The organism is Streptomyces sp. NBC_00859, assembly GCF_045161865.1.
Lineage (GTDB): Bacteria > Actinomycetota > Actinomycetes > Streptomycetales > Streptomycetaceae > Streptomyces.
On sequence record NZ_CP108826.1, the window covers coordinates 3299282 to 3320243 of the forward strand.

At 70.5% G+C, this 20962-nt stretch carries 20 protein-coding genes; 9 read left to right on the forward strand and 11 right to left on the reverse strand.

The window, feature by feature from the left end:
• Window positions 1–60: 60 nt before the first annotated feature.
• Both OG584_RS14165 and OG584_RS14170 read left to right on the forward strand, forming a co-directional pair.
• Entirely contained in the window at window positions 61–2154 is a 2094-nt protein-coding gene (locus tag OG584_RS14165) for a hypothetical protein (protein ID WP_405778178.1), read from the forward strand.
• Entirely contained in the window at window positions 2151–3728 is a 1578-nt protein-coding gene (locus OG584_RS14170) for a hypothetical protein (protein ID WP_405778179.1), read from the forward strand. The genes OG584_RS14165 and OG584_RS14170 overlap by 4 nt, the downstream gene beginning before the upstream one ends.
• Here OG584_RS14170 and OG584_RS14175 read toward each other — a convergent pair.
• From OG584_RS14175 to hemL, 8 genes are all read right to left on the reverse strand, one after another.
• Window positions 3698–4216 (reverse strand): SRPBCC domain-containing protein, encoded by a 519-nt coding sequence (locus tag OG584_RS14175; RefSeq protein ID WP_405778180.1) that lies wholly within the window; start codon window positions 4214–4216, stop codon window positions 3698–3700. The two genes, OG584_RS14170 and OG584_RS14175, sit on opposite strands and share 31 nt — an antisense overlap.
• A gap of 115 nt (window positions 4217–4331) precedes the next feature.
• Window positions 4332–5411 (reverse strand): c-type cytochrome biogenesis protein CcsB, encoded by a 1080-nt coding sequence (gene ccsB / locus OG584_RS14180; RefSeq protein WP_405778181.1) that lies wholly within the window; start codon window positions 5409–5411, stop codon window positions 4332–4334.
• Window positions 5408–7129, reverse strand: coding sequence for a cytochrome c biogenesis protein ResB (locus OG584_RS14185; protein ID WP_405778182.1), 1722 nt, complete (start codon window positions 7127–7129; stop codon window positions 5408–5410). Before OG584_RS14185 ends, ccsB begins: the two co-directional genes overlap by 4 nt.
• Window positions 7130–7136: 7 nt before the next feature.
• Window positions 7137–7910, reverse strand: a complete 774-nt coding sequence (locus tag OG584_RS14190; protein ID WP_405778183.1) for a cytochrome c biogenesis CcdA family protein — start codon at window positions 7908–7910, stop codon at window positions 7137–7139.
• 4 nt (window positions 7911–7914) lie between these two features.
• Entirely contained in the window at window positions 7915–8535 is a 621-nt protein-coding gene (locus OG584_RS14195) for a TlpA family protein disulfide reductase (protein ID WP_405778184.1), read from the reverse strand.
• A 67-nt stretch (window positions 8536–8602) separates the two neighbouring features.
• The gene (locus OG584_RS14200; RefSeq protein ID WP_405784066.1) at window positions 8603–9835 is read right to left on the reverse strand and encodes a hypothetical protein; all 1233 of its coding nucleotides are present in this window, start codon (window positions 9833–9835) and stop codon (window positions 8603–8605) included.
• A gap of 104 nt (window positions 9836–9939) precedes the next feature.
• Window positions 9940–10626, reverse strand: coding sequence for a histidine phosphatase family protein (locus tag OG584_RS14205; protein ID WP_405778185.1), 687 nt, complete (start codon window positions 10624–10626; stop codon window positions 9940–9942).
• A complete protein-coding gene (gene hemL / locus OG584_RS14210) occupies window positions 10623–11945 on the reverse strand; it encodes a glutamate-1-semialdehyde 2,1-aminomutase (protein WP_405778186.1) in 1323 nt (440 codons plus the stop codon). Before hemL ends, OG584_RS14205 begins: the two co-directional genes overlap by 4 nt.
• A gap of 116 nt (window positions 11946–12061) precedes the next feature.
• On the opposite strand from hemL, the gene OG584_RS14215 reads away from it, so the two are divergent.
• From OG584_RS14215 to OG584_RS14225, 3 genes are all read left to right on the forward strand, one after another.
• Window positions 12062–12631 carry a hypothetical protein gene (locus OG584_RS14215; RefSeq protein ID WP_328322031.1) on the forward strand — a complete coding sequence of 190 codons (570 nt, stop codon included), beginning with the start codon at window positions 12062–12064 and terminating at the stop codon, window positions 12629–12631.
• Window positions 12632–13960: 1329 nt separating this feature from the next.
• Window positions 13961–15229, forward strand: coding sequence for a molybdopterin-dependent oxidoreductase (locus OG584_RS14220; RefSeq protein ID WP_405784068.1), 1269 nt, complete (start codon window positions 13961–13963; stop codon window positions 15227–15229).
• A gap of 12 nt (window positions 15230–15241) precedes the next feature.
• Window positions 15242–15763 (forward strand): hypothetical protein, encoded by a 522-nt coding sequence (locus OG584_RS14225; RefSeq protein WP_405784069.1) that lies wholly within the window; start codon window positions 15242–15244, stop codon window positions 15761–15763.
• Here OG584_RS14225 and OG584_RS14230 read toward each other — a convergent pair.
• Entirely contained in the window at window positions 15732–16391 is a 660-nt protein-coding gene (locus OG584_RS14230) for a TIGR03086 family metal-binding protein (RefSeq protein ID WP_405778187.1), read from the reverse strand. The two genes, OG584_RS14225 and OG584_RS14230, sit on opposite strands and share 32 nt — an antisense overlap.
• 64 nt (window positions 16392–16455) lie before the next feature.
• Between OG584_RS14230 and OG584_RS14235 the strand changes: the two genes are divergently transcribed.
• Both OG584_RS14235 and OG584_RS14240 read left to right on the forward strand, forming a co-directional pair.
• Complete coding sequence (locus OG584_RS14235; RefSeq protein WP_405778188.1) at window positions 16456–17289, forward strand: DUF6597 domain-containing transcriptional factor; 834 nt, start codon at window positions 16456–16458, stop codon at window positions 17287–17289.
• Between the two features lie 86 nt (window positions 17290–17375).
• Entirely contained in the window at window positions 17376–17888 is a 513-nt protein-coding gene (locus OG584_RS14240) for a GNAT family N-acetyltransferase (protein WP_405778189.1), read from the forward strand.
• 201 nt (window positions 17889–18089) lie between these two features.
• On the opposite strand, the gene OG584_RS14245 is transcribed toward OG584_RS14240, so the two are convergent.
• Entirely contained in the window at window positions 18090–18347 is a 258-nt protein-coding gene (locus OG584_RS14245; protein ID WP_405778190.1) for a hypothetical protein, read from the reverse strand.
• Between the two features lie 314 nt (window positions 18348–18661).
• On the opposite strand from OG584_RS14245, the gene OG584_RS14250 reads away from it, so the two are divergent.
• On the forward strand, window positions 18662–19525 hold the full coding sequence (locus tag OG584_RS14250) for an SDR family oxidoreductase (protein WP_405778191.1): 864 nt from the start codon (window positions 18662–18664) through the stop codon (window positions 19523–19525).
• Window positions 19526–19642: 117 nt separating this feature from the next.
• Window positions 19643–20389 (forward strand): Mut7-C RNAse domain-containing protein, encoded by a 747-nt coding sequence (locus OG584_RS14255; RefSeq protein WP_405778192.1) that lies wholly within the window; start codon window positions 19643–19645, stop codon window positions 20387–20389.
• On the opposite strand, the gene OG584_RS14260 is transcribed toward OG584_RS14255, so the two are convergent.
• Window positions 20358–20840 carry a MarR family winged helix-turn-helix transcriptional regulator gene (locus OG584_RS14260; protein ID WP_405778193.1) on the reverse strand — a complete coding sequence of 161 codons (483 nt, stop codon included), beginning with the start codon at window positions 20838–20840 and terminating at the stop codon, window positions 20358–20360. The two genes, OG584_RS14255 and OG584_RS14260, sit on opposite strands and share 32 nt — an antisense overlap.
• Window positions 20841–20962 lie beyond the last annotated feature (122 nt).

Here is a 20962-nt window from a genome sequence, read left to right on the forward strand (position 1 = left end):
CTCCCTCGATAGGGTGCTGTTGACGCAGTGACATCTGCGCACGCCGGCGTGGGAGGTGCTGTGGAAAGGGAGTTGTACGCACGGGGCGGGCTCCTCCACGGTCTCGCACCACGCCTCATCGGCCTGCCGCCGCACGGGTTCCAGCAGACGCCCGTCGAGTCCTTCGCGGGCCGGCGGGACGACCTTCCGGTGACCGTTCTCACCGGTGGGCGCGGCATGGGCAAGACCGTGGTCCTCAAGCAGCTCCGCACCAACTACCGCGGCCGCACCCCTGTCGCGCTCATCGACTGCGAGCACCCGTCCTTCGCCCCGCTCCCGGCCGGCGACCGCAGCGCCCGCTTCTGGTCGCCGGTCACCGAGGCCCTCCTGGTGCTCGGCGAGCAGCTCGGCCCGGCCGTCCGCGGGGCGGGCGCCATCGAGTTCCCGCGGCTGGCCGCCGGTCTTGTGGCCATCGCCTCCACCGGATGGGACCCGAACAACAGCCAGCAGGTGCACGACGAGGCACTGCGGCTCGGCATGCTCGTCGAGTCGGGGGCGCGGCTCAAGGGCCTGGGCAAGGGCTGGCTCGTCAAGATCACGGCGAAGTTCGCCGCGCTGTGGACGGGGGCGCCTCCCGGACTCGACGTCATCGTCGAGACCACCGTCGAGTCCCTGCTCGAAGACCTCTTCGACCGGGGTCAGCGCGCCGCCGCCAACTGGTACGGGGAGTACCCGGGCGCCGGCGGCCAGGCGAAGCGCGGGCTGAATCTGCTGGCGCTGCAGTTCCACCGGGACCGTGACAGCGATGCCCGCGCGCTCGCGGAGCGCCACCTCGTGGGGGCGCTCCGCGCCGATCTGCGGGCCGCCTACCAGGGGATGGGGCGACTGCGCCGGGTCGGCAGGCCGCTGGTGCTGCTCGACAACGTCCAGGCGCCACTGGGCCGCAGGTTCCTTGAGCCGGTGTTGCGCGACCGCGCGGCGGGCCGGCTCGACCAGGTCGTCCTCATCGCCACGCTGCGCGGCCGCGACCATCCGGCCCTGCAGTCGGCCGCGCGGTGCCTGCTGCCGGAGGTCACGCACTCCACTCCCTGGACGCGCGGCAGCGAGGTCGCATCGGGTGCGCTCACCGTGGAGCTGACGGATCTCGGCCCCGAGCACGTACGGCAGATGCTCGGCCGCGAGGACCCGGGGATGCGTACCCCGCCGCTGCTGGCCCGCTCCATCCACCGGCTGACCGGCGGGCGCCCGCTCGGGGTGGCCCTGCTGACGAAGGCGGCGGGGCAGGCTGCGCAGTTGACCGGGCCCACGGTGCCGGTATCCGATGCCCCCGAGGACCTCACCCCCGGGGCGCTGCTCGCCAGGCCCGTCGCGCTGCGCGAGGACGAGCCGGGCCGCCCGACCGCGACCGAGCTGCTCCAGCAGCTGGTGCAGCCGGCCAGGCTCGACCGCCTCGCGGTGCTGGCCGCCGCTCACAGCACAGCGGACGCCGAGGTGCTGGCCACCGTCCGGCTCGACCACGACGGCGGCCGGGCGGGCGTCCTGCCGATGCGCGACCTGCTGGCCGAGGAGTGCTGGCCTGCCGCGCCCGACCACTTCGTCGGCGACCCGTTCCTGCGCACGCTGCTGCTGCACCGGCTGCGCCACCCCACCGGGGAGTCCTCGTCCACGTCGGGGCTCTGGCGCGAGGTCCAGGAGACCATGCGCGACCACTGCGCGGGCCTGCCGCCGCGGCGCCTCCACCACGAACTGGCTCTGGGCAGCACCGAGAACGCCGTCACACACCTGCGGGACACCTTCCGGGAAGCCGACGCCGCCGCCTGGCTCGCCGACCTGCGCTTCATCGCGTCGGCGCCGTACTTCGCGGAGCGCGACGTACGCCGCGCCGTGGCGCTCGGAAGGACCGACGCCGAGCAGCGGCCACCGGCCGGAACGGACCGTGTCTTCCATCTGCGTATCCGCCGACTGCTCTACTGCGTCTGGCAGTTGACCGACCTGCTGGCCCTGCCCGACGAGGGACTCACCGAGAAGATGGGTGACGAGCTGGCACAGCTCTCGGCCCTGCACCCGACCGGCAACGAAGTGCTCTGGCATGCCTCCAGGACCTGGCCGTCGGCCGCCCGGGAGTGGCGGAGCCCGGACCGTACCGCAAGCGACCCAGGGGGCAATGCGCCGTGAGCAACAGGTTCCGCGAGTTCTTCTGGTACACGGGTCTGCGGCGCATCGTCACCTCCGTCGTGGTCCTGGTCCTGCTCGCAGGCGCGGGCATCGCGGCGTACGCCCTCTACACACCGGACCTGCACTGCGCCAAGGGCGTCGACCGCCCCGAGCAGGGCGCGGAGTGCATAGGGGTCAACGGCGACGGCTACGACTTCGGCCGGCCCGCGCTGCGCGACGTGGCGCGCGCCATCGCCCGCGAGAACGGCACGCTGAAGAAGGGCCAGTACGCGACGGTGGCCCTGCTGCTGCCGCTGACCTCGACGGACGGCGACATGGCGAACAAGGTGCTGCACGAGGCGCAGGGCGCGTTCGTGGAGCAGTACCGCGCCAACCACGACGACAACGACCAGGTGCCGAAGATCCGGCTGGTACTCGCCAACACCGGTGCCGGCAGCGCGCAGTGGTCCACGGCGGTGGACAAGCTCAAGGGCATGACCGGTGCCCCGGACCACCTGCGGGCCGTCTCCGGTGTGGCGACCAGCAGTGACGCGACGCGCAACGCGGTGAAGGAGCTGACCCGCAGCCGCATCCCGGTGATCGGCACCACCATCACGGCCGACGACATCTCGAACAGCGCCAAGGGCATCCCCTACCCCGGGCTCGCCCGGGTCTCGCCGACCAACAAGGACGAGGCCGACGCGCTGAAGAACTTCGCCGACATCGACCCGAAGAAGACGCTCCTGGTGCGCGACACGCACCCCGGTGACCACTACACGGAGACGCTCAGGGCCGCCTTCAACGGGATGCTGGCGGGCGCGCCCTACGAGGACCGGGTGTACACCTCGCCGCCCGACCAGTCCGAGGACGGCTCGACCGCCAACACGTTCGCGCAGATCACCGACGCGATCTGCTCGGCCCGCCAGGTGAACACGATCCTCTTCGCGGGCCGCCACACCCAGCTGCGGCAGTTCGTGAACGCGCTGGGCAACCGGATCTGCGTACGGACGAAGTTCACGATCCTCACCGGCGACGAGGGCTCGTACCTCGGCTACGACGCGAAGCTCAACAAGAAGGCGCTGAAGCCGAAGAAGGGCGCGGAACCGGTCATCGTCCAGTACGCCGCGCTCGCGCACCCGGGCTCCTGGTCGAAGGCGACCGACCCCGGCATGCCGGCGACGGGCGGCAGCCCTGCCGACTACACGGCCTTCGCGAACGCGGTGGCAGCGGCTTCGGGCAAGGGGGTCGGCCCGATCGGCCGGATCGATGACGCGTCCCTGGCCGACGGTCAGGCGATCATCGCGTACGACGGGATGGCGACCGCGGTGACCGGCATCAGGAGGGCGAGAGCGAGCAGCAGTGTCCTGCCGGACATCGAGGACGTCGGCGCGGTCTGGTCGAAGCTGCAGGGGCCGCTGCGGGTGAACGGCGCGAGCGGCTGGATCTGCCTGGACAACTACGGCAACCCGTACGACAAGGCCGTGGCCATAGTGCAGTTGACGCAGAGGGGGACTCAGGAGTTCGTGAAGCTGGCCTGGCCCGCGAAGACGAAGAAGCCGCCGGCTCAGGAGTGCCTGCCGCCGCGGGGCAGGTAGGCCGCCCGCAGCTCCTGCCACCGCTCCCGGTGCCCGGCCGGCCGGCCGGTCCGCTCACGGGGCAGGCCTTCGAGGGCTTCGTAGAGGTACTCGAAGTGCTGGTGCCAGCAGGCCAGCGCGTCCGGCCGTCGCTCGTCGGGCCCGGTGAACTCGTGGGTGAAGCGCACCACGGTCGCCTCGGCCCCGACGGATTCAAGATGGAACCTGACGCGGCCGTGCCCGGCGAAGGTGTACTCGGCGACCTGCTCGGTCTCCCAGGCGGTGACCGTCCCGGCCGCCTCCGCCGGGACGCCGGCGCCGCGCAGCGTGACGTGGCCGCCGAGCCGCGACTCGAAGACGTCGGCGGTGGCGAGCCACTGCGGCAGGCCGACCGGGGTGGCCACCGCGCCCCACACCCGGGCCACGGCGTGCGGCAGGAACAGGGCGAACCGCAGGGTGTGGGTGCCCCGGTGGCTGGTGCTGGTGCCGTGTGCGATCGCCTGGCTCATGCCTCCAGCCTCGCCCCGGGAGACGCGTTCCACACCGGAAGAGGGCCGGTTCACCGACGCGTGTCGGGAAACCGGCCCTCCTGGTGGCCTTCTGCGGCGGGGCTGAGCGGGCCGCTCAGACTCCGGCGTAGGAGTGCATGCCGTTGATGAAGATGTTCACGCCGTAGTAGTTCCAGATCCAGCAGGCGAAGGCGAAGAGCGCCAGATAGGCGGCCTTGCGGCCCTTCCACCCCGCGGTGGCGCGGGCGTGCAGGTAGCAGGCGTAGACGACCCAGGTGATGAACGACCAGGTCTCCTTGGGGTCCCAGCCCCAGTAGGTGCCCCAGGCGTCGCCGGCCCAGATGGCGCCCGCGATGATCGTGAACGTCCAGAGCGGGAAGACCGCGGCGTTGATGCGGTACGCGAACTTGTCGAGCGAGGCGGCCGACGGCAGCCGCGAGAGCACCGACTCGGCGAAGGCGCCCGGCTGCTCGCCGCGGGCCAGCTTCGCCTCGTAGCGGTCCCGGAAGAGGTAGAGCGCGGTGCCGACGAAACCCATGTAGAACATGGCGCCGCAGATGATCGCGGTGGATACGTGGATCCACAGCCAGTACGAGTGCAGGGCCGGGACGAGCTGGTCGCTCTTGGTGTAGAGCACCGTGGTGGCCACACCGAGGTCGAGCAGGACCGTGGTGACCAGGGCGAGCCCCAGCCAGCGGACGTTCTTCTTGACGACGAGCAGGATCAGGTACGCAGCGACCGCCACCGAGGAGAAGGTGATCGAGAACTCGTACATGTTGCCCCACGGCGCCCGCTGCACCGACATGGCGCGGGCCACCACACCGCCCGCCTCCACGAGGAAGCCGAGGACGGTCAGGGAGATCGCCATCCGCCCGTACAGATCGCCCTTCACGGTGCCGCCCGCGGCGCCGGGGCCGTCGGGGACGTCGCGGGAGCCGGCTGCGGACCGGGTGACGATCTTCGGCCGGTCCAGTACCGCGGTGCCGCCGCCCTGCTTCGTGACCTGAACCGAGGGGGCTGCGGACGCGGTCGTCCCGGTCAGCGCGGCGGCCGTACGGCCCACCTTGCTGCGGGCGCCGAAGGTCCACTCCGCGATGTGCGCGAAGAAGGCCAGGGTGTAGACGGCCATCGACGAATAGATGAGCACATTGCTGATGTGCGCCAGGTTCTCATTGGTTCCGGCGGCGAGATTCACTTCTCGGCCCCTTCGGGAGTCTCTGCGGATGCAGCGGAGTCAGGCGCCGACGGCGCCACTGAATGGAGCGTTGCGGCCAGGTCGGCCAGCTCCTCGGGAAGCTTCGCGGATTCGCTCCGGCCGAGACCGGCCATCTCCACGACGGTGGTGCCGTCCTCTGCCCGTACGGCACGGACCCAGACACGGCGGCGCTGGATGAACAGCGATCCGGCGAGGCCCGCGATGGCCGCCAGCGCTCCGGCCAGCGCGAAGTCGGTGCCGGGCTGGTGCGAGATCTTGAAGCTCGCCCACTGCTTGACGCCGAGGAACTGGATCGATCCCTCGCCGTGCGGCAGCTTCATGGTCTCGCCGGGCAGCAGGAGCTTGGCGAGCTTGTTGCCCTTGCTGTCCTTGTACTGCGTCATGTGCTTGGAGTCGAGCTGGTACACGCTCTGCGGCAGCCCCGAGTCGACCCCGAGGTCACCGTGGAAGCCGGAGACCGCCATCACCGGGAAGTCGAGCCCCGGGAAGGTGGAGAACATCGACCCCTTGCCCTTGCCGGCGTAGGTCGGCACGAACATGGTCTGGAAGCCGAGCTGTTCCTTCTTGCCCGCCGCGTTGCGGTAGCCGTCCATCACCTTGACGGCGCCGGTCGACGTGGCGTTGGAGTCGAGCGGCAGCAGCGGCACCGCGTCGCGGTAGATCTCCTTGCCCTTGGCGTCCTTGACCGCGACGATCGGGGCGTAGCCGTGCGAGACCAGATAGACCTTCGAGCCGTCGACCTCAAGGGGCGTGTTGACCTTGATGACGCCCTTCTTGTCCTTGCCTTCGGCGCCCTCGGAGTACGTCACATGCGCTTCGTACTTGCGGGGCGTGCCGCGGTTGGGCCCGTTCTTCTCGTACGTCCCGATGAACTTGTCCAGCGTGAAGCTGAACGGCGCCAGCTTGTTGGCGTCGAAGAGCGTGCCCGCCTTGAAGTCGTCGTACTGCGTGAGCGTGTTCGAGAAACCGTCGCCGTCGACGACCAGCTTGCCGCCCTCGGACTTCCACAGCTGGCCGCTGGCGAAGGAGACCAGGAGCACGATCAGGGCGATGTGGAAGAGCAGGTTCCCGGTCTCGCGCAGGAAGCCCTTCTCGGACGCGACCGCGTCGCCGGAGACATGGGCGCGGAAGCGGCGCTTCTTCAGCATCGCGAGCGCGGCGTCCCGGACGGCCTCCGGCTCGGACTCCGTACGCCAGGTCGTGTACGCGGGCAGCCGGGTGAGCCGCTTCGGCGCGCCCGGCGGGCGGCCTCGCAGCTGCCCGACGAACTGCCAGGTGCGCGGCACGATGCAGCCGATGAGGGAGATGAACAGCAGGATGTAGATCGCCGAGAACCAGACCGAGCTGTACACGTGGAACAGCCCGAGCTTGTCGTAGAGCGGCGAGATCACATCGTGCTTGGCCTTGAAGTCGGTGACCTTCAGCTCGTCGATGCTGGTCTGCGGGATCAGCGATCCGGGGATGGCTCCCAGCGACAGCAGGAGCAGCAGGAGCAGCGCGACCCGCATCGAGGTCAGCTGGCGCCAGAACCAGCGGATCCAGCCGATGACGCCCATGGCGGGAAGGCTGGATGCCGACTCCTCCTTGGGCGCCGTGGAGAGCTGTGAGCCGGCGGCGCCGAGGTCGGCTTCGTTCCCGTCGGTGTCCGCGGCCCCTTCCTGGTTCACGGCGTCCGTCGTTTCAGTCGTCTTGCTCATGTGGAACTCAGATCCCCACCGTGTAGCCGGATGACCAGACCTGCATCTCCTGGATGATGCGGTCCCATGCGCCGGTCACAAGCAGCAGTCCGGTCACGATCATCATGATCCCGCCGATACGCATCACCCAGGCGTAGTGCTTCTTGACCCAGCCGAAGGCGCCGAGCGCCTTGCGGAAGGCCACTGCCGCGAGCACGAACGGCACTCCCAGACCGAGGCAGTACGCGACGGTCAGTATGGCCCCGCGGCCTGCGGTCCCCTGCTGCGATGCGAGCAACTCCACCGACGACAGCGTCGGTCCGAGGCAAGGCGTCCAGCCGATACCGAAGAGCGCACCCAGCAACGGGGCCCCCGCCAGACCGGTCACCGGCCGCTTGTGCAGTCGGAACTCACGCTGGGTGAGCCAGGGCATCATGCCCATGAAGAAGATCCCGAGCAGGATCATCAGCCCGCCCAGCACCTTGCTGAGGATGCCCTGGTATCCGAGAAGCTTGCTCCCGAAGTAACCGAAGAGCGCACCGCCGGAGACGAAGACGGCGGTGAAGCCGACCACGAACAGCGCGGCGCCCGCGGCCATCCGGCCCCGTCGGGCCTGTGCGAGATCCGATCCGCTGACCCCGGTGACGTAACTCAGATAACCGGGAACCAGCGGCAGGACACACGGAGAGAAGAAGGAGATCAGGCCGCCCAGCACAGCGATGGGCAGCGCGACCAGCAGAGTGCCGTTGATGACCGTCCCGTTGATCCCGGATTCGGCCGCCACGGTGACAAGTGCGCTCACCGGATCACTTCTCCGTGAGGAGCGGGTCGATCATCTTGCGCAGGGTGTCCTCTTCGACGCCGCCCGCCTTCCGCGCCGCGATCTTCCCGTCACGGTCGATGACGACCGTGGAGGGGATGGACTGCGGGTTCAGGCTGCCCGCGGGGAAGCGGAGCAGGAGCTTGCCGGTCGGGTCGTAGAGGCTCGGGTACGGGACGCCGTAGTCCTTCTCGAAGGACTTGGCCGGGCCGGTGGAGGCGTCGCGGGTGTTGATCCCGACGAACTCCACGCCCTTGGCCTTGAGGTCCCTGGAGACCTTCGCCAGGTTCTTGGCCTCGGCACGGCAGGGCGGGCACCACGAGCCCCAGACGTTCAGCACGACGATCTTGCCCTGGTAGGAGCTGCCCACATCGAGGGTCTTGCCCTCAATGGTCTTGCCGGACAGTTCGGGTGCGGTCTGGCGCCCGCTCTTCGCCGCGGTCACGATGCCGCTGCTGCTGGTCACGTACCGGGAGCCCTGGGAGCTGCTCACCTTGTCCCCGGATCCGCACGCCGACAGAGCGAGTGCCGCGGCCGCGGCCACTGCGCCCAGCTGGGCGGCGCGGCGGAAGTCGGTGCGGCGGCGGAGGGGGCGCGTAAGAGCCATGTGAAAAGTTTCGCATGGCCGTTTCACGGATCTTGGGCACCCCCCTCACTGCCCGGAAAGCCCGATGTCAAGCAGCCTTAAGGAAACTGTTCCACCCGCCGGCGGGCCGCTGTCCGACTTCGAGGGAACGCAGCTTGGCGAGTACCTGCGGGTCCTGCACATCGAGCCAGTCACAGAACTGACGGAAGGACACGAGGCGTACATCGGGGCGGCCCGCGATCTTCTTCATGGCTTCCTCTACGGCGTCCATGTAGAGGCCGCCGTTCCACTCCTCGAAGTGGTTGCCGATGTACATGGGTGCGCGGTTCGTTTCGTACGCCCGCTTGAATCCGGCGAAATACGAGGCGGCCGCCTGCTTGCGCCAGTGCGGATAGTGCGACGTCATGCCCTTTGTTGAATTCTTGGACTGATTCGCCAGCATGTTGTAGTCCATCGAGAGCACCTCGAAGGTGTGCCCCGGGAACGGGATCTGCTGAAGCGGAAGGTCCCAGAGCCCGCCGCGCTTGACCGGCCATGTCTGCATACCGCCGGGCGAACTGGCGTCGTAGCGCCAGCCGAGCTTCTTCGCCGTCGGCAGCAGATTGTCCTGGCCCAGCAGGCACGGGGTGCGGCTGCCCACGAGTTCCTTGCGGTAGTCGAATGGCAGCGGAGGCTCGTCGTGCCAGCCGGTGTTCGTGCGCCATTCGGTGACGAACGAGACGGCCTGGTCGATCTCGCTCTGCCACTGCTCGGGGGTCCAGTGCGCGACCGAGCCCGAAGTGGTGCCGCAGAAATGCCCGTTGAAGTGCGTCCCGATCTCGTGGCCGTCGAGCCAGGCCTGCCGGGTGTACTTCATGGTCGCCTTGATGTGGTCATCGGTGAGATAACCGATGGCCGAGGATCCGACCGGGTTGTTCGGCGGACGGTAGAGCGACTTTTTCGACTCGGGCAGCAGATAGAGCCCGGAGAGGAAGAATGTCATCCCCGCCCGGTGCTCTTTCGCGAGTTTCAGGAATCGCGGGAAAAGGCCGTTCCCGACCTCGCCCGCACCGTCCCAGGAGAAAATGACGAACTGCGGCGGAGTCTGCCCCGGCTCCAGCCGGACCGGTTTGGCCGGCTGGTTCGGCTGGAGACCGGTGTCGGCGGTCGACCCGTCCCCGATGAGCCGGACGGGACCCTTTTTCGGGGTGGTACCTGCGCCCTGGCTGCCCTTTTCCTTGCTGCCCGTGGACTTCCCGCCGGAACCACAGCCCGCCAGACCGGCCGCGGCCGCAGCCCCGGCCCCCAGTCCCAGCAGGCCCCTCCTGCTCATGTTGCGCATCGCGTCACCCATCTGTTCGTCGTCCAGCGGCCCATACAAGCGGGCAACCGGTCAGATGATGGGATTAACGTGATGGTTCCGGGCAACCGGTACGATTTTTCACTCTAGGCGCCGAAGGCCTTCGCTTGTCCCCTGGCCGGCTTCGCACCGGACAGCAGGTGGGACGGAACCAGGTCCCTCGCCGGTTCCGTGTAGCCGACGGAGACGATGCGGTCGCCCTGGTACGTGAACGTCGTCAGCGAGGCGAGCGTGCACTGCCGCTTGCGCGGGTCGTGCCACAGGCGCCGCCGCTCGACGAAACTCCGCACGGTCCAGATGGGCAGCTGATGGCTGACGCAGACCGCCTCGTGCCCGCGCGCGGCGTCCCGCGCGGCGTTGAGGGCGCCCATCATCCGCACGACCTGGTCCACGTACGGCTCGCCCCAGGACGGGCGGAACGGGTTGGTGAGGTACTTCCAGTTCGCGGGCCTGCTCAGAGCGCCGTCGCCGACGCCGAACGTCTTGCCCTCGAAGATGTTCTCGGCCTCGATGAGCCGGGCGTCGCTTGCGAGGTCCAGGCCGTGCGAGCCGGCGACCGGGGTCGCCGTCTCCTGCGCGCGCTCCAGCGGGGAGGCCACGACATGGGTGATGTCGCGGCCCGCGAGGTGCTCCGCGACCCGGTCGGCCATCTGCCGGCCCAGTTCGGAGAGGTGGTAGCCGGGGCGACGGCCGTACAGGACACCCTCGGGGTTGTGCACCTCGCCGTGGCGCATCAGATGAACGACGGTGATCTCGTTGCTGCTGTCACTCATGCGGACACCTCGGCGGCGGCTCGGGCGGCGGCGGGCAGGGCGGCGGCGATGCGCTCGACCGCCCGCTCGTCGTGCGTGGTCGATACGAACCAGGACTCGAAGGCCGACGGCGGGAGGTAGACGCCCTGCGCCAGCATCGAGTGGAAGAACGGGGTGAAGCGGAAAGCTTCCTGCGCCTTTGCATCCTCGTAGTTGCGGACCGGGTTCTCGCTGAAGAAGACGGAGAACATGTTGCTCGCCGTCTGGACCGTGTGCGCGACGCCCTCCTTGCTGAGCGCCGCCGTGACCAGGCCCTGGATCTCCAGGGAGACCGCGTCGACCTTCGCGTACGCGGCGTCGTCGAGCAGCCGCAGCTGGGCGAGCCCGGCGGCGGTGGCGACCGGGTTCCCGGAGAGCGTGCCCGCCTGGTAGACGGGGCCGACGGGCGCCAGGTACGCCATCACGTCCGCGCGTCCGCCGAACGCGGCGGCCGGGAAGCCGCCGCCCATGACCTTGCCGAAGGTCATCAGGTCGGGGCGGACCCCGTCGACGCCGTACCAGCCGGCCTTCGAGGTACGGAATCCGGTCATGACCTCGTCGGAGATGTACAGCGCGCCGTCGGCGGAGCAGAGCTCCTTGAGCCCGGCGTTGAACCCGTCGACGGGCGGCACCACGCCCATGTTCCCCGCGGACGCCTCGGTGATGACGCAGGCGATCTCACCGGGGTGGGCGGCGAAGGCCTGGCGTACGGCTTCGAGGTCGTTGTACGGCAGGACGATGGTGTCGCCGGTCTGAGCCCCGGTGACCCCCGGGGTGTCCGGGAGCCCGAGGGTCGCGACTCCGGACCCGGCGGCGGCCAGCAGCGCGTCCACGTGTCCGTGGTAGCAGCCGGCGAACTTCACCACCTTGGCCCGGCCGGTGAAACCGCGGGCGAGCCGGATGGCCGACATGGTCGCCTCGGTGCCGGATGACACCAGACGTACCTGCTCGACCGGCTCGATGCGGGCGACGATCTCCTCGGCGAGTGCGACCTCACCCTCCCCCGGCGTACCGAAGGAGGTGCCGCGCGCGACCGCGGCCTGCACGGCGGCGATGACGTCGGGGTGCGCGTGCCCGAGGATCATCGGACCCCACGAGCACACGAGGTCGACGTACTCACGTCCGTCGGCGTCGGTCAGATAGGGACCGGTACCGGACACCATGAACCGGGGCGAACCGCCCACGGCACGGAAGGCGCGAACCGGAGAGTTCACCCCGCCGGGGGTCACAAGGGACGCACGGTCGAAGAGCGTCTGCGAAACTGGGGCTTCGTATTCGTACGGATAGCTCACACAAGCCATGGTGTCAGAGGCGCAGACGGTATTGCGGACAGGTGTTTCACCGCACATCCGTGGGGGAGGTCTCTGACACGATGATCGGGTTGCGCGGCGGGGGCCGCGAGTGGTCGGGTGGAGATATGCATCGCGGTGGCGGACTGGGCGAGGGGACCGATGACCTGGGTCCCGAGCCTGCCCGAAGGGGAAAGCACCGACGAGAGGCAGAGACACGGGCGCAGGCAGGGAGCACGGGAAGCAGGAGTGGTGGGCTTGTGGGCGTGACCTACAAGTACTTCGGCGCGCCCGACGGAGCGACGGCGGCACGAGTACCGGTCACCATGCGCCCCGAGGAGCTGGGCGGCGACGAGCTCGGCATGGGCGGCATGTTCACGAAGATAAAGCCGGAGACGATGGCCGCCATGGTCCTCACCGGCATCCAGGGCATACCCCTGGGCAAGGTTCCGCCGCTGGAGCTGGTGGTGCTGCACCCCGACTACGCGGTGGTGAAACTCCCGATGACCGTCGTGGACCCGCTGCGCGGGGTCGGCGAGGAATCGGTCGGCGCCGCGGCCTTCATCTGGTCGACGGTCCCGGACCGCGGCGGCCCCAGAGACGCGTTCAACGCCTACCGGCTGCTGCACGAATGGCAGGACTTCTCCCACCGGCTGCATGACGCGGGGCATCAGGCGTACTGCCTGGTGTGGCCGTGAACTGCGGTTCCTTCCGTAGCGACCAGGCTTTTCGGGCCTCCCCCGTCATGTGCCGGGAGGGGCCGTCAGACCACGCCGTCAGACCGCCGGGCAGTGCGACCCGGGCGGGCGGCAACTCCTTCATGCGGACCTCGAGGGCGGCCGGTTGAGCCGGCGGGGCCACCGACCGGATCTTGCCCTTGGCGGGGCGGGCTCTGGATGCCGGGCCGAATGGCGCTCGGTCCCTTCCCCATGACAGCGGGCGCGGGCACTGAGGCGGGCGGAGGCGCCCTCGGCCTCAAGGGCCCGCACGGAGTGGGTACTTCAGCTCCCCCGACGGCAGCCATCGCGTCGGACTACAGCCGGAATGCTCGATTCACCAGACCCATGCTGACCGGGGTACGACGGGAAACGGCGGGCTTTTGATCCACCCGCCCCTCTGACGTCGGCCGGCCCGCAAAGGCACTCCAGGGCGCACGGGCCTGGTGATCGGCGTCGGCCGGTGAGCACCACCGTGGGGAATTTCGCAGGTCCGCACTTCTCCGGCCTGCGGAATCCCGGATCCGCATCCCCGCCGCTCCCGTGTGCCGCGCGAAAGCAAGCCCTCTCGCCCCGGCTGCACGGCCCGCACCAGGCGTACTGCTCGTGTGTGTGGCCGTGCGGGCATCCGGCCCGCCTCAGATGCTCTCCAGCGCGCGCCGGGCGATGGCCTCACGCAGTTGCGGGGTCTGCGCCTGGATCAGATGGAACTGCGCCTCGCGGGCCAGCCGCCCCGCTGTGTTGCCGCCAGAGCGGTCCCCTCACCCGGGACACCCTGCGTGCGCCCCTCGTCCTCATGCACCGGCCCATCACCCTCGTCCTGCGTCGGCCCACACCCGCGTACGGTCGGTTCACTCTCCCGCACCGTCGGCCGGCCACGCCCGAAGGAGCGCCGGATGTGGCCCGGGACACGGTCACGCCCGGCAGAACGGGTGCCTGTCACTCGGGTCCTGAGGCCGTTCACTGGGCCGTGCGGCTGACCTGCGGCGCCCGGCCGACCGCGTACACCGGGACTCCACGGCGCACGGCCCGAGGATCGACGGATGACCAGGCACCTTCGGACGACGGATCCGGCGACCGATCCGGCAGTAGCGGCGGCAGCGGCACGAGCGGCAACGGCTCCGGCAGCCGTACGGGAAGGCCGGCGCCGTGACCGGGAGCGGTGACGGCGGGACCGGACGCGGTGACGGCGGAGCCGACGGCGGGCGCTCCCCGCGGTCCGCTCCGCCCGCGACCGGTGCCACCCCCTGGCGGCCGGGACCGGGGCCGCACGCCCGGCGGGCCGGCGGGTGGGCCGGCCGGGCCCGGACCCTGGCCGGCGCCGCGCCTCCCGGCCCGTTCCGGCCCGGGTTCTGGCGCAGTCCGATCCGCGGCCCGTGGCTGACAGCAGTCCTCGGCCTGGCGCTGCTGTTCGGCGTCACGGTGCTCTTCGTCACCGGGCTCCTGTCGTACGCCGCCTACAACCCGGGGCTGGGAGCGCTCAACGACAAGACCCCGGGGAAGGGGCTGCTGGGCTTCTACCTGTTCACCTGGCCCACCCACCCGTACTGGCTCTACCGCCTCACCCAGGGTGTCCATGTGACGCTCGGGGTCGTCATCGTCCCGGTGCTGCTCGCCAAGCTCTGGTCGGTCGTCCCCAAGCTCTTCACCTGGCCGCCGGCCCGCAGCCCCGCTCACGCCCTGGAACGGCTGTCACTGATCCTGCTGGTCGGCGGGGTGCTGTTCGAGCTCGCTACCGGAGTGCTCAACATCCAGCTCGACTACATCTTCCCGGGCTCCTTCTACACCCTGCACTTCTACGGCGCCTGGGTGTTCATGGCCGCCTTCGCCGCCCATGTGGTGCTGCGGCTGGGACGGATGTGGCGGGCGGTGCGTTCCCGCTCCCTGCGCTCGGTCCTGGGCACCGACACGGCGCACACCGAACCGGAGCCGGCCGACCCTTACGGGCTCGTCGCCGCCGCTCCGGCGCCCGCTACCGTCAGCAGGCGTGGCGCGCTCGGGCTGGTCGGCGCCGGGTCGCTCGCCCTGCTGGTGATGACCGCCGGGCAGAGCATCGGCGGCTCCCTGCGCCGTACCGCACTGCTCGCGCCGCACAACCGCGACCCCGCGCCGGGGCCGAACGGCTTCCAGATCAACAAGAGCGCGGGCGCCGTCGGCATCAGGGCATCCGACATCGGCCCGGCCTGGCGCCTGCAGATCCGGGGCACGCGACAGCTCTCCTTCACCCGCGCGCAGTTGCTCGCCATGGACCAGCACACGGCCCATCTGCCGATCGCCTGCGTGGAGGGCTGGTCCACCGACGACCAGGGCTGGTCGGGTCTGCGCCTGCGCGACCTCGCCGCGCTCGCCGGGGAGCCGCACGCCACCAGTGTCCTGGTCGAGTCGGTCCAGCGCCGGGGCGCCTTCCGCCGGGTGCTCCTGGCCGGTAACCAGATCCACGACCCGCTCTCGCTGCTGGCGCTGCACGTCAACGGCGCGCCCCTCTCAACCGATCACGGCTACCCCGCCCGCGTCATCGTTCCCGCCAACCCCGGCGTGAACAACACCAAATGGGTCCGCAGCCTCACCTTCCGGACGTGACCAGACGTGACCATGCGCCAGTTCTCCCGCCAGTTCTCCCGCCGCTACGGCGCACACCCCGTACATCTGCTCGTCATGGCCTGCTGCTTCGCCGTCGCCGGGTACGCCGCCGTCCAGCTCCTCATGGGCCGGACCGTCGCCGTCGCCGTCTGGTTCATCGGCGCCGCGCTCCTGCACGATCTGCTGCTGGTCCCGGTCTACAGCGGCGTGGACCGCGCCGCCCGGACCGCGCTCACGCCACGCAGGCGCCGCTCGGGCCGTGGGGAGGCGAGTGGGCGCCGGATCATGTGTCTGCGCGCCCCGCTCGCGCTGTCGGCCCTGCTGTTCCTCGTCTGGTTCCCGCTGATCCTGCGCAGACCGGCGCCGTACCACCGGGACACCGGCCTCTCGGACAGCGTGTACCTCGGCCGGTGGCTGCTGATCACCGCCGGGCTCTTCGCCGCCTCAGCGCTCGCCGCCCTGATCAACACGGTCCGCGGGCGCCACCGAGCGCGGCCGCCGGCTACCGGCTCCAGTGAGGGTCACGGCCGGTGAGGGCGAGCACCCGGTCGAACTCGGGCGCCCCGGCCGCCACCGGCACCGGCTCGCCGAAGACACCCCCGGCGCGGGCCATAGGCGCCATGTCCGCGAGCGCGGGCGAGACCTCTTCGACCACGGCCGGCTCGGGCGCGAAGTCCTGACCGGTCGCGCGGGCCAGGTCCCAGGCGTGCACGGTCAGATCGCCGAGCACCATGTGGCCGACCGTTCTGGCGGGCAGGTTCATGGCGCCCGCTGTGCCCTCTTCCGCGCCGGGCGCGGCCCACGCGGCCACCAGGGCGTCGGTCTCCTCACCGAACCTGCGCCGCCAGTCGCCCGCCATGTACTCCGGCTCCGCAGTGAAGTCCGCGGACTCCCGGGTTGCCAGCGCCTGGAAGTTGACCAGGACATGGATCAGATGGTTGAGCAGTGCGCGTACGTCGTACTCGGCGCACGGCGTACGGTCCGTGAGCTGGCCGTCCTCGATCCCCCGCACCACGGGGAGCGCTTGCCTGGCGGCGGCTGCGAGCAGGTCGCTGATGGCCTGCGCGCCCGCTGCCCCGCCCGCCTGCTCATGCTGGTGCTCGTTCCCGCGCTCGCTCTCGTTCTGCTTCTCGTTCTGCTTCTCGTTCTCGTTCCCGTTCATGATCCCGACGCTAGCCATGTCCGCGCAGAGGCGTCTTGAAGGAACGCGACATACGATCACTGACATGTCAGGTCCGCTGCCCGGCCCGCCACCCGGCCCACGGCGCGATACCAGGGGCATCGTCGACGCCCCCGAACTCTTCGCCCGCGTCCGGTTCCGCCGCCGCGTGCCGGCGCCCGCGCTCCGTCCCTATCTGGAGCACTACTGGCTCATCGACTGGGACCTGGACGAACCTCATGTCTCCCACGTCGTGCCGCACCCCTCGGTGAACATCGTCTTCCAGCGCTTCGGCGCCTCGCCCGCGTCCGGTGAGGTCGCGGGCGTCGGCCTGGGACTCTTCAGCCAGGAGCTGGCGGGGGAGGGCGCGGTGTGCGGCATCCAGTTCCGGCCGGGCGGCTTCCGCCCCTTCGTACCGGACCGCCCGGTGTCGCAGTGGACGGGGCGCCGTGTCCCCCTGCCCGAGGCCCTCCCGGCGTCCGCCGGCCGGGCTGCGGACATCCTCACCCCTGCCGATGAGGACGCGCGGGTGGCCGCCCTCGACCGCTTCCTGCTGTCGCTGGCTCCCGAACCCGACCCACGGGCCACCCGGGCGATGGCCCTGGTTGACCGGGTACGCACGGACCGCACACTGCGCAGGGTCGAGGAACTGGCGGCCGGAGAAGGCGTGTCGGCGCGCTCCCTGCAACGGCTCTTCGCCTCGTACGTGGGCGTGAGCCCCAAGTGGGTGATCCTGCGCTACCGCATCCACGAGGCGCTGGAGCGTGCCGGGACGGCCGCGCCGGTCGACTGGGCGGCGCTCGCGGCCGAGCTGGGCTACAGCGACCAGGCGCACCTCACGCGCGACTTCACCTCGACGATCGGCGTGGCGCCCGCGGCGTACGGCGTCTCGCCCCCGTAGCTGCCGCAGCCGTCTGTCCCGGCCTGCGGCCCTCTCCGGGGCGGGGACGGGACCGGTTGTCGGTGCCGCGGCCTACAGTCGAAGACATGCGGGACGAAGTGCGGATCGAGCCGTGGTCGGAGGGCGATCTGACGCTGCTGCGGCTGATGAACGCGCCGGAGCTGATGGATCATCTGGGCGGTCCGGAGACCGAGGACCAGCTCCTCGTGCGGCATGAGCAGTACGTCGGCATGAGCGCCGGGACCAGCGGCGCGGGCACGATGTTCCGGGTGGTGACGACAGCGACGGGTCAAGCCGTGGGGACCATCGGGTACTGGGAGCGGACGCGGCAGGGAGAGGTGATCTACGAGTCGGGGTGGGGTGTGCTGACGGAACACCAGGGGCGGGGCCTGGCCGGCGCCGCGCTCGAAGCAGTGCTGGAGCGGGCCGCACTGGAGCGCCGACACCGATTCCTCCACGCCTTCCCGTCCGTCGGCAATGGTCCGTCGAACGCGGTGTGCAGAAAAGCCGGCTTCTCGCTCCTGGGCGAATGCGACTTCGAGTACCCGCCGGGACGGCCCATGCGGTGCAACGACTGGCGCGTGGAGCTCACGTTCTGAGTCGCCCCGGTGCGCCCCGGCCGGGATGGGGTGTGGCCGGGACTGAGCCGGCCGGGACGGGCGTGGCCGGGGCGTGCGGGTTCCGGGGCCCAGCGGGCCGGGGCGGACCCGCCCGGGTCCAGTCGGTCGGACGGGCCCGGTCCGCCCCGGTACGGAGAGTCGGTCGGTGAGCAGGATGCGGTCTCCGGCAGGCGGGGACGTTCAGCTGAGGAGCTCGTTGCCCGCCTTCAGCGCGTCGCCTCCGGCCTTCGCCGCCCCCTTCACGGCGTGGACCTTCTTGCCGAGACTGTTCCCGACGACACTCTGGGCGATCGGCTTCGCCTGCTCGCCTACAGCGGCCGTGGTCTGGGCCGTGTCGCTGATGGTGCCCCCGAGGTCGTTGGCCTGAGCGGCGGGAGCGAAGGCGGCGAGAATCGCGGATCCGGCAGCGGCGGTGGTGAGAATTCGACGTACGTTCATGGTCGAAGTAACGCGTGGGGGCGCCTGAAGGCACGCCCCCGTCAGCGGATCGGCCCCGAGTGGCCGCGTATCCCACTCCCACGGGGGGCGGGGCGCCGAGCCGTTGATGGCTTCCGGCCGAAGCGTCGGACTGCGTCATTCAACCGTGAGGCCCGACTGCCCGACCGCGAGATCGCGCAGCTTTAACTGCGTGGCGCAGATACTGCGCGAGGCTTAGTATTACGTGGACGCCGGCGCGCCCGACCCGCCGCCGGCCCATCACCGACGCACTACTGACCCACCACCGACCCACCCCCCGGAAGGGACCCACCTCCATGACCGTCCTCGTCACCGGAAGCCGCGGCAGAGTCGGCTCCGCGCTCATCCCGCTGCTGCTCGGCAAGGGAATCGACGTCCGGACCGCATCAGCGGCCCCCGGGAAGCCGGTCCCGCCCCGCGGTGCGACAGCCGTACGGTGCGACCTCCGCGACCCCGCCACCTTCCCCGCCGCACTCGACGGGGCCGACGCCGTCTTCCTGTACGCCGAGCCCTCGCAGATCGAGGCGTTCGTCCAGGAGGCCGAGGCCGCCGGCGTCCAGCACATCGTGCTGCTCTCGTCCAGCTCCGTAATCGGCCCCGGGGCCCCGGAGAGCGCCATCGCCCTCTCCCACCTCACCGTCGAGCAGGCCCTGGCCGTCTCCTCCATCGAGACGACCGCCCTGCGGCCCGGCGCGTTCGCGAGCAACGCGCTCCAGTGGAAGTGGGCCCTGCAGTCCTCGGGCACCATCGACCTTCCGTACCCGGGCAGTTACTCGGATCCGATCCACGAACGGGACATCGCCGAGGCCGCGTACGCGGCACTCACCGAGCCCGCCCTGCGCGGCGCCGCGTACCACCTGACCGGGCCGGAGTCACTCACCTTCAGCCAGCAGATCGCGGCCGTCGAAGCCGCGGCCGGCCGCACCGTACCGTTCCGGCGCGTCACCCCCGAGGCGTGGAAGGAGTCCGTCGGCCCCCACCTTCCCGCCGCCGCGGCAGACGCTCTGCTGGGTTACTGGGCCGCGTCCGACGGAGTCCCCACGACCGTCACCCACCACGTGGAATCGCTCACCGGACACCCGGCACGCACCTTCGCCACGTGGGCCGCCGAGAACGCGTCCGCCTTCACCGGCACACCCGGCAGCCCCGGAACCGCCTGACCGCGCCGGCGCGTCCCCACTCACCCCGGCGCACGGCTCACGGCTCACGGCTCCCAGATGAGCGGCGCACGACGGAAACCCATGGCCCGCCCTCCTGCCCGATGACATCCTGACGGCGTGAACGGACCGGAGATCCACCTCGAAGTCGCCCCTGAGCTGCGCCTCTTCGTCCCGTCGGAACGCCGCCAGGGACGTACCGCCCTGGTCACCGACGGCTCGTCGACGCTCGGTCACGTCGTGGAGTCGGCCGGCATCCCGCTCACCGAGGCCGGCCGGCTGATCGTGGACGGCCGGACCGTACCGCGCTCGCACATCCCGCGCGCGGGCGAGACCGTCGAGGTATGCCCCGTGGAGCGCCCGCAACGAGTGCCGGGCGCCCCGCTCCGCTTTCTGCTCGACGTCCATCTCGGCACACTGGCGCGGAGGTTGCGACTGCTCGGCGTGGACTGCGCGTACTTCAGTGAGGACATCGGCGACCCCGCCCTCGCCACCTGTTCGGCGCAGGAGCAGCGCGTTCTGCTCTCACGGGACCGGGGGCTGCTGCGCCGGCGCGAACTCTGGGCCGGGGCGTACGTCTACAGCGACCAGCCGGACGAACAACTCCGTGACGTGCTGGGCAGGTTCGCCCCGGACCTCGCGCCATGGACACGGTGCACAGCGTGCAACGGCGAGCTGGCGCCCGCGACCAAGGAGAGCGTGCGCGTGCGCATCGAGGGCGGCACCGCGCGCTCCCACGATGTCTTCGCCCAGTGCCTCGCCTGCGAGCGGGTCTACTGGCGGGGCGCGCACCACCACCGCCTCGATGCGATCGTGGCGGAGGCGTTGCGCGAGTTCAGCCCAGCTCCCCGTTCCGCAGACGGCTGATCTGCTTCACGCTGACCGACACAGTCCGCCGCATGTGCTCGGTGAGCAGGGCGATCTCCTCGTCGTCGTAGGCCTCGAACATGGCGAACCAGGCGCCGTTGAGCTGGGCCCAGACCGCCCCGAACTCCGCCATGCGCGCGGGCACCGTCGCCACGAACACCCGCCGGCGGTCGTCGGCGTCGCGCTCCCGCCGCACATAGCCCGCACGCTCCAGCCGGTCGACGAGACGGGTGGCCGACCCGGTCGTGAGCCCGGTCAGCTCCGCGATCCGGCCGGTCGTGACCGGCCGCGATTCGAGACTCAGCAGATTGAGGCACTGCACATCGGTGGGGTGCAACTGCAGATGGTCGGCGAGGGCCTGGTTGAACAGGGCGTACGCGGCCATGTACCGGCGCGAGGTGGCACCCAGCTCGGCCATGAGCGCGCTGCGCGTCCCCGTCTTCTGCGTCATGCAGAAATCGTACGACTCAGAGACCCCCGCCACCGCTGCGCACCAGCTCGGCAGCCCGAGGACCCCGCAGAGCCACAGTGGAGCGGAGGGGCGGAGCAGCGGAAGAGAGGCCGGAGGCCCGT

Excerpts from the sequence above, each read along its gene's own strand:
- OG584_RS14175 (WP_405778180.1), bottom strand. The coding sequence starts at position 4,216 with ATGAGCCAGGCGATCGCACACGGCACCAGCACCAGCCACCGGGGCACC.
- OG584_RS14185 (WP_405778182.1), bottom strand. The coding sequence starts at position 7,129 with ATGAGCAAGACGACTGAAACGACGGACGCCGTGAACCAGGAAGGGGCC.
- OG584_RS14195 (WP_405778184.1), bottom strand. The coding sequence starts at position 8,535 with ATGGCTCTTACGCGCCCCCTCCGCCGCCGCACCGACTTCCGCCGCGCC.
- OG584_RS14200 (WP_405784066.1), bottom strand. The coding sequence starts at position 9,835 with ATGCGCAACATGAGCAGGAGGGGCCTGCTGGGACTGGGGGCCGGGGCT.
- OG584_RS14205 (WP_405778185.1), bottom strand. The coding sequence starts at position 10,626 with ATGAGTGACAGCAGCAACGAGATCACCGTCGTTCATCTGATGCGCCAC.
- hemL (WP_405778186.1), bottom strand. The coding sequence starts at position 11,945 with ATGGCTTGTGTGAGCTATCCGTACGAATACGAAGCCCCAGTTTCGCAG.
- OG584_RS14215 (WP_328322031.1), top strand. The coding sequence starts at position 12,062 with ATGCATCGCGGTGGCGGACTGGGCGAGGGGACCGATGACCTGGGTCCC.
- OG584_RS14225 (WP_405784069.1), top strand. The coding sequence starts at position 15,242 with ATGCGCCAGTTCTCCCGCCAGTTCTCCCGCCGCTACGGCGCACACCCC.
- OG584_RS14230 (WP_405778187.1), bottom strand. The coding sequence starts at position 16,391 with ATGAACGGGAACGAGAACGAGAAGCAGAACGAGAAGCAGAACGAGAGC.
- OG584_RS14235 (WP_405778188.1), top strand. The coding sequence starts at position 16,456 with ATGTCAGGTCCGCTGCCCGGCCCGCCACCCGGCCCACGGCGCGATACC.
- OG584_RS14240 (WP_405778189.1), top strand. The coding sequence starts at position 17,376 with ATGCGGGACGAAGTGCGGATCGAGCCGTGGTCGGAGGGCGATCTGACG.
- OG584_RS14245 (WP_405778190.1), bottom strand. The coding sequence starts at position 18,347 with ATGAACGTACGTCGAATTCTCACCACCGCCGCTGCCGGATCCGCGATT.
- OG584_RS14250 (WP_405778191.1), top strand. The coding sequence starts at position 18,662 with ATGACCGTCCTCGTCACCGGAAGCCGCGGCAGAGTCGGCTCCGCGCTC.
- OG584_RS14260 (WP_405778193.1), bottom strand. The coding sequence starts at position 20,840 with ATGACGCAGAAGACGGGGACGCGCAGCGCGCTCATGGCCGAGCTGGGT.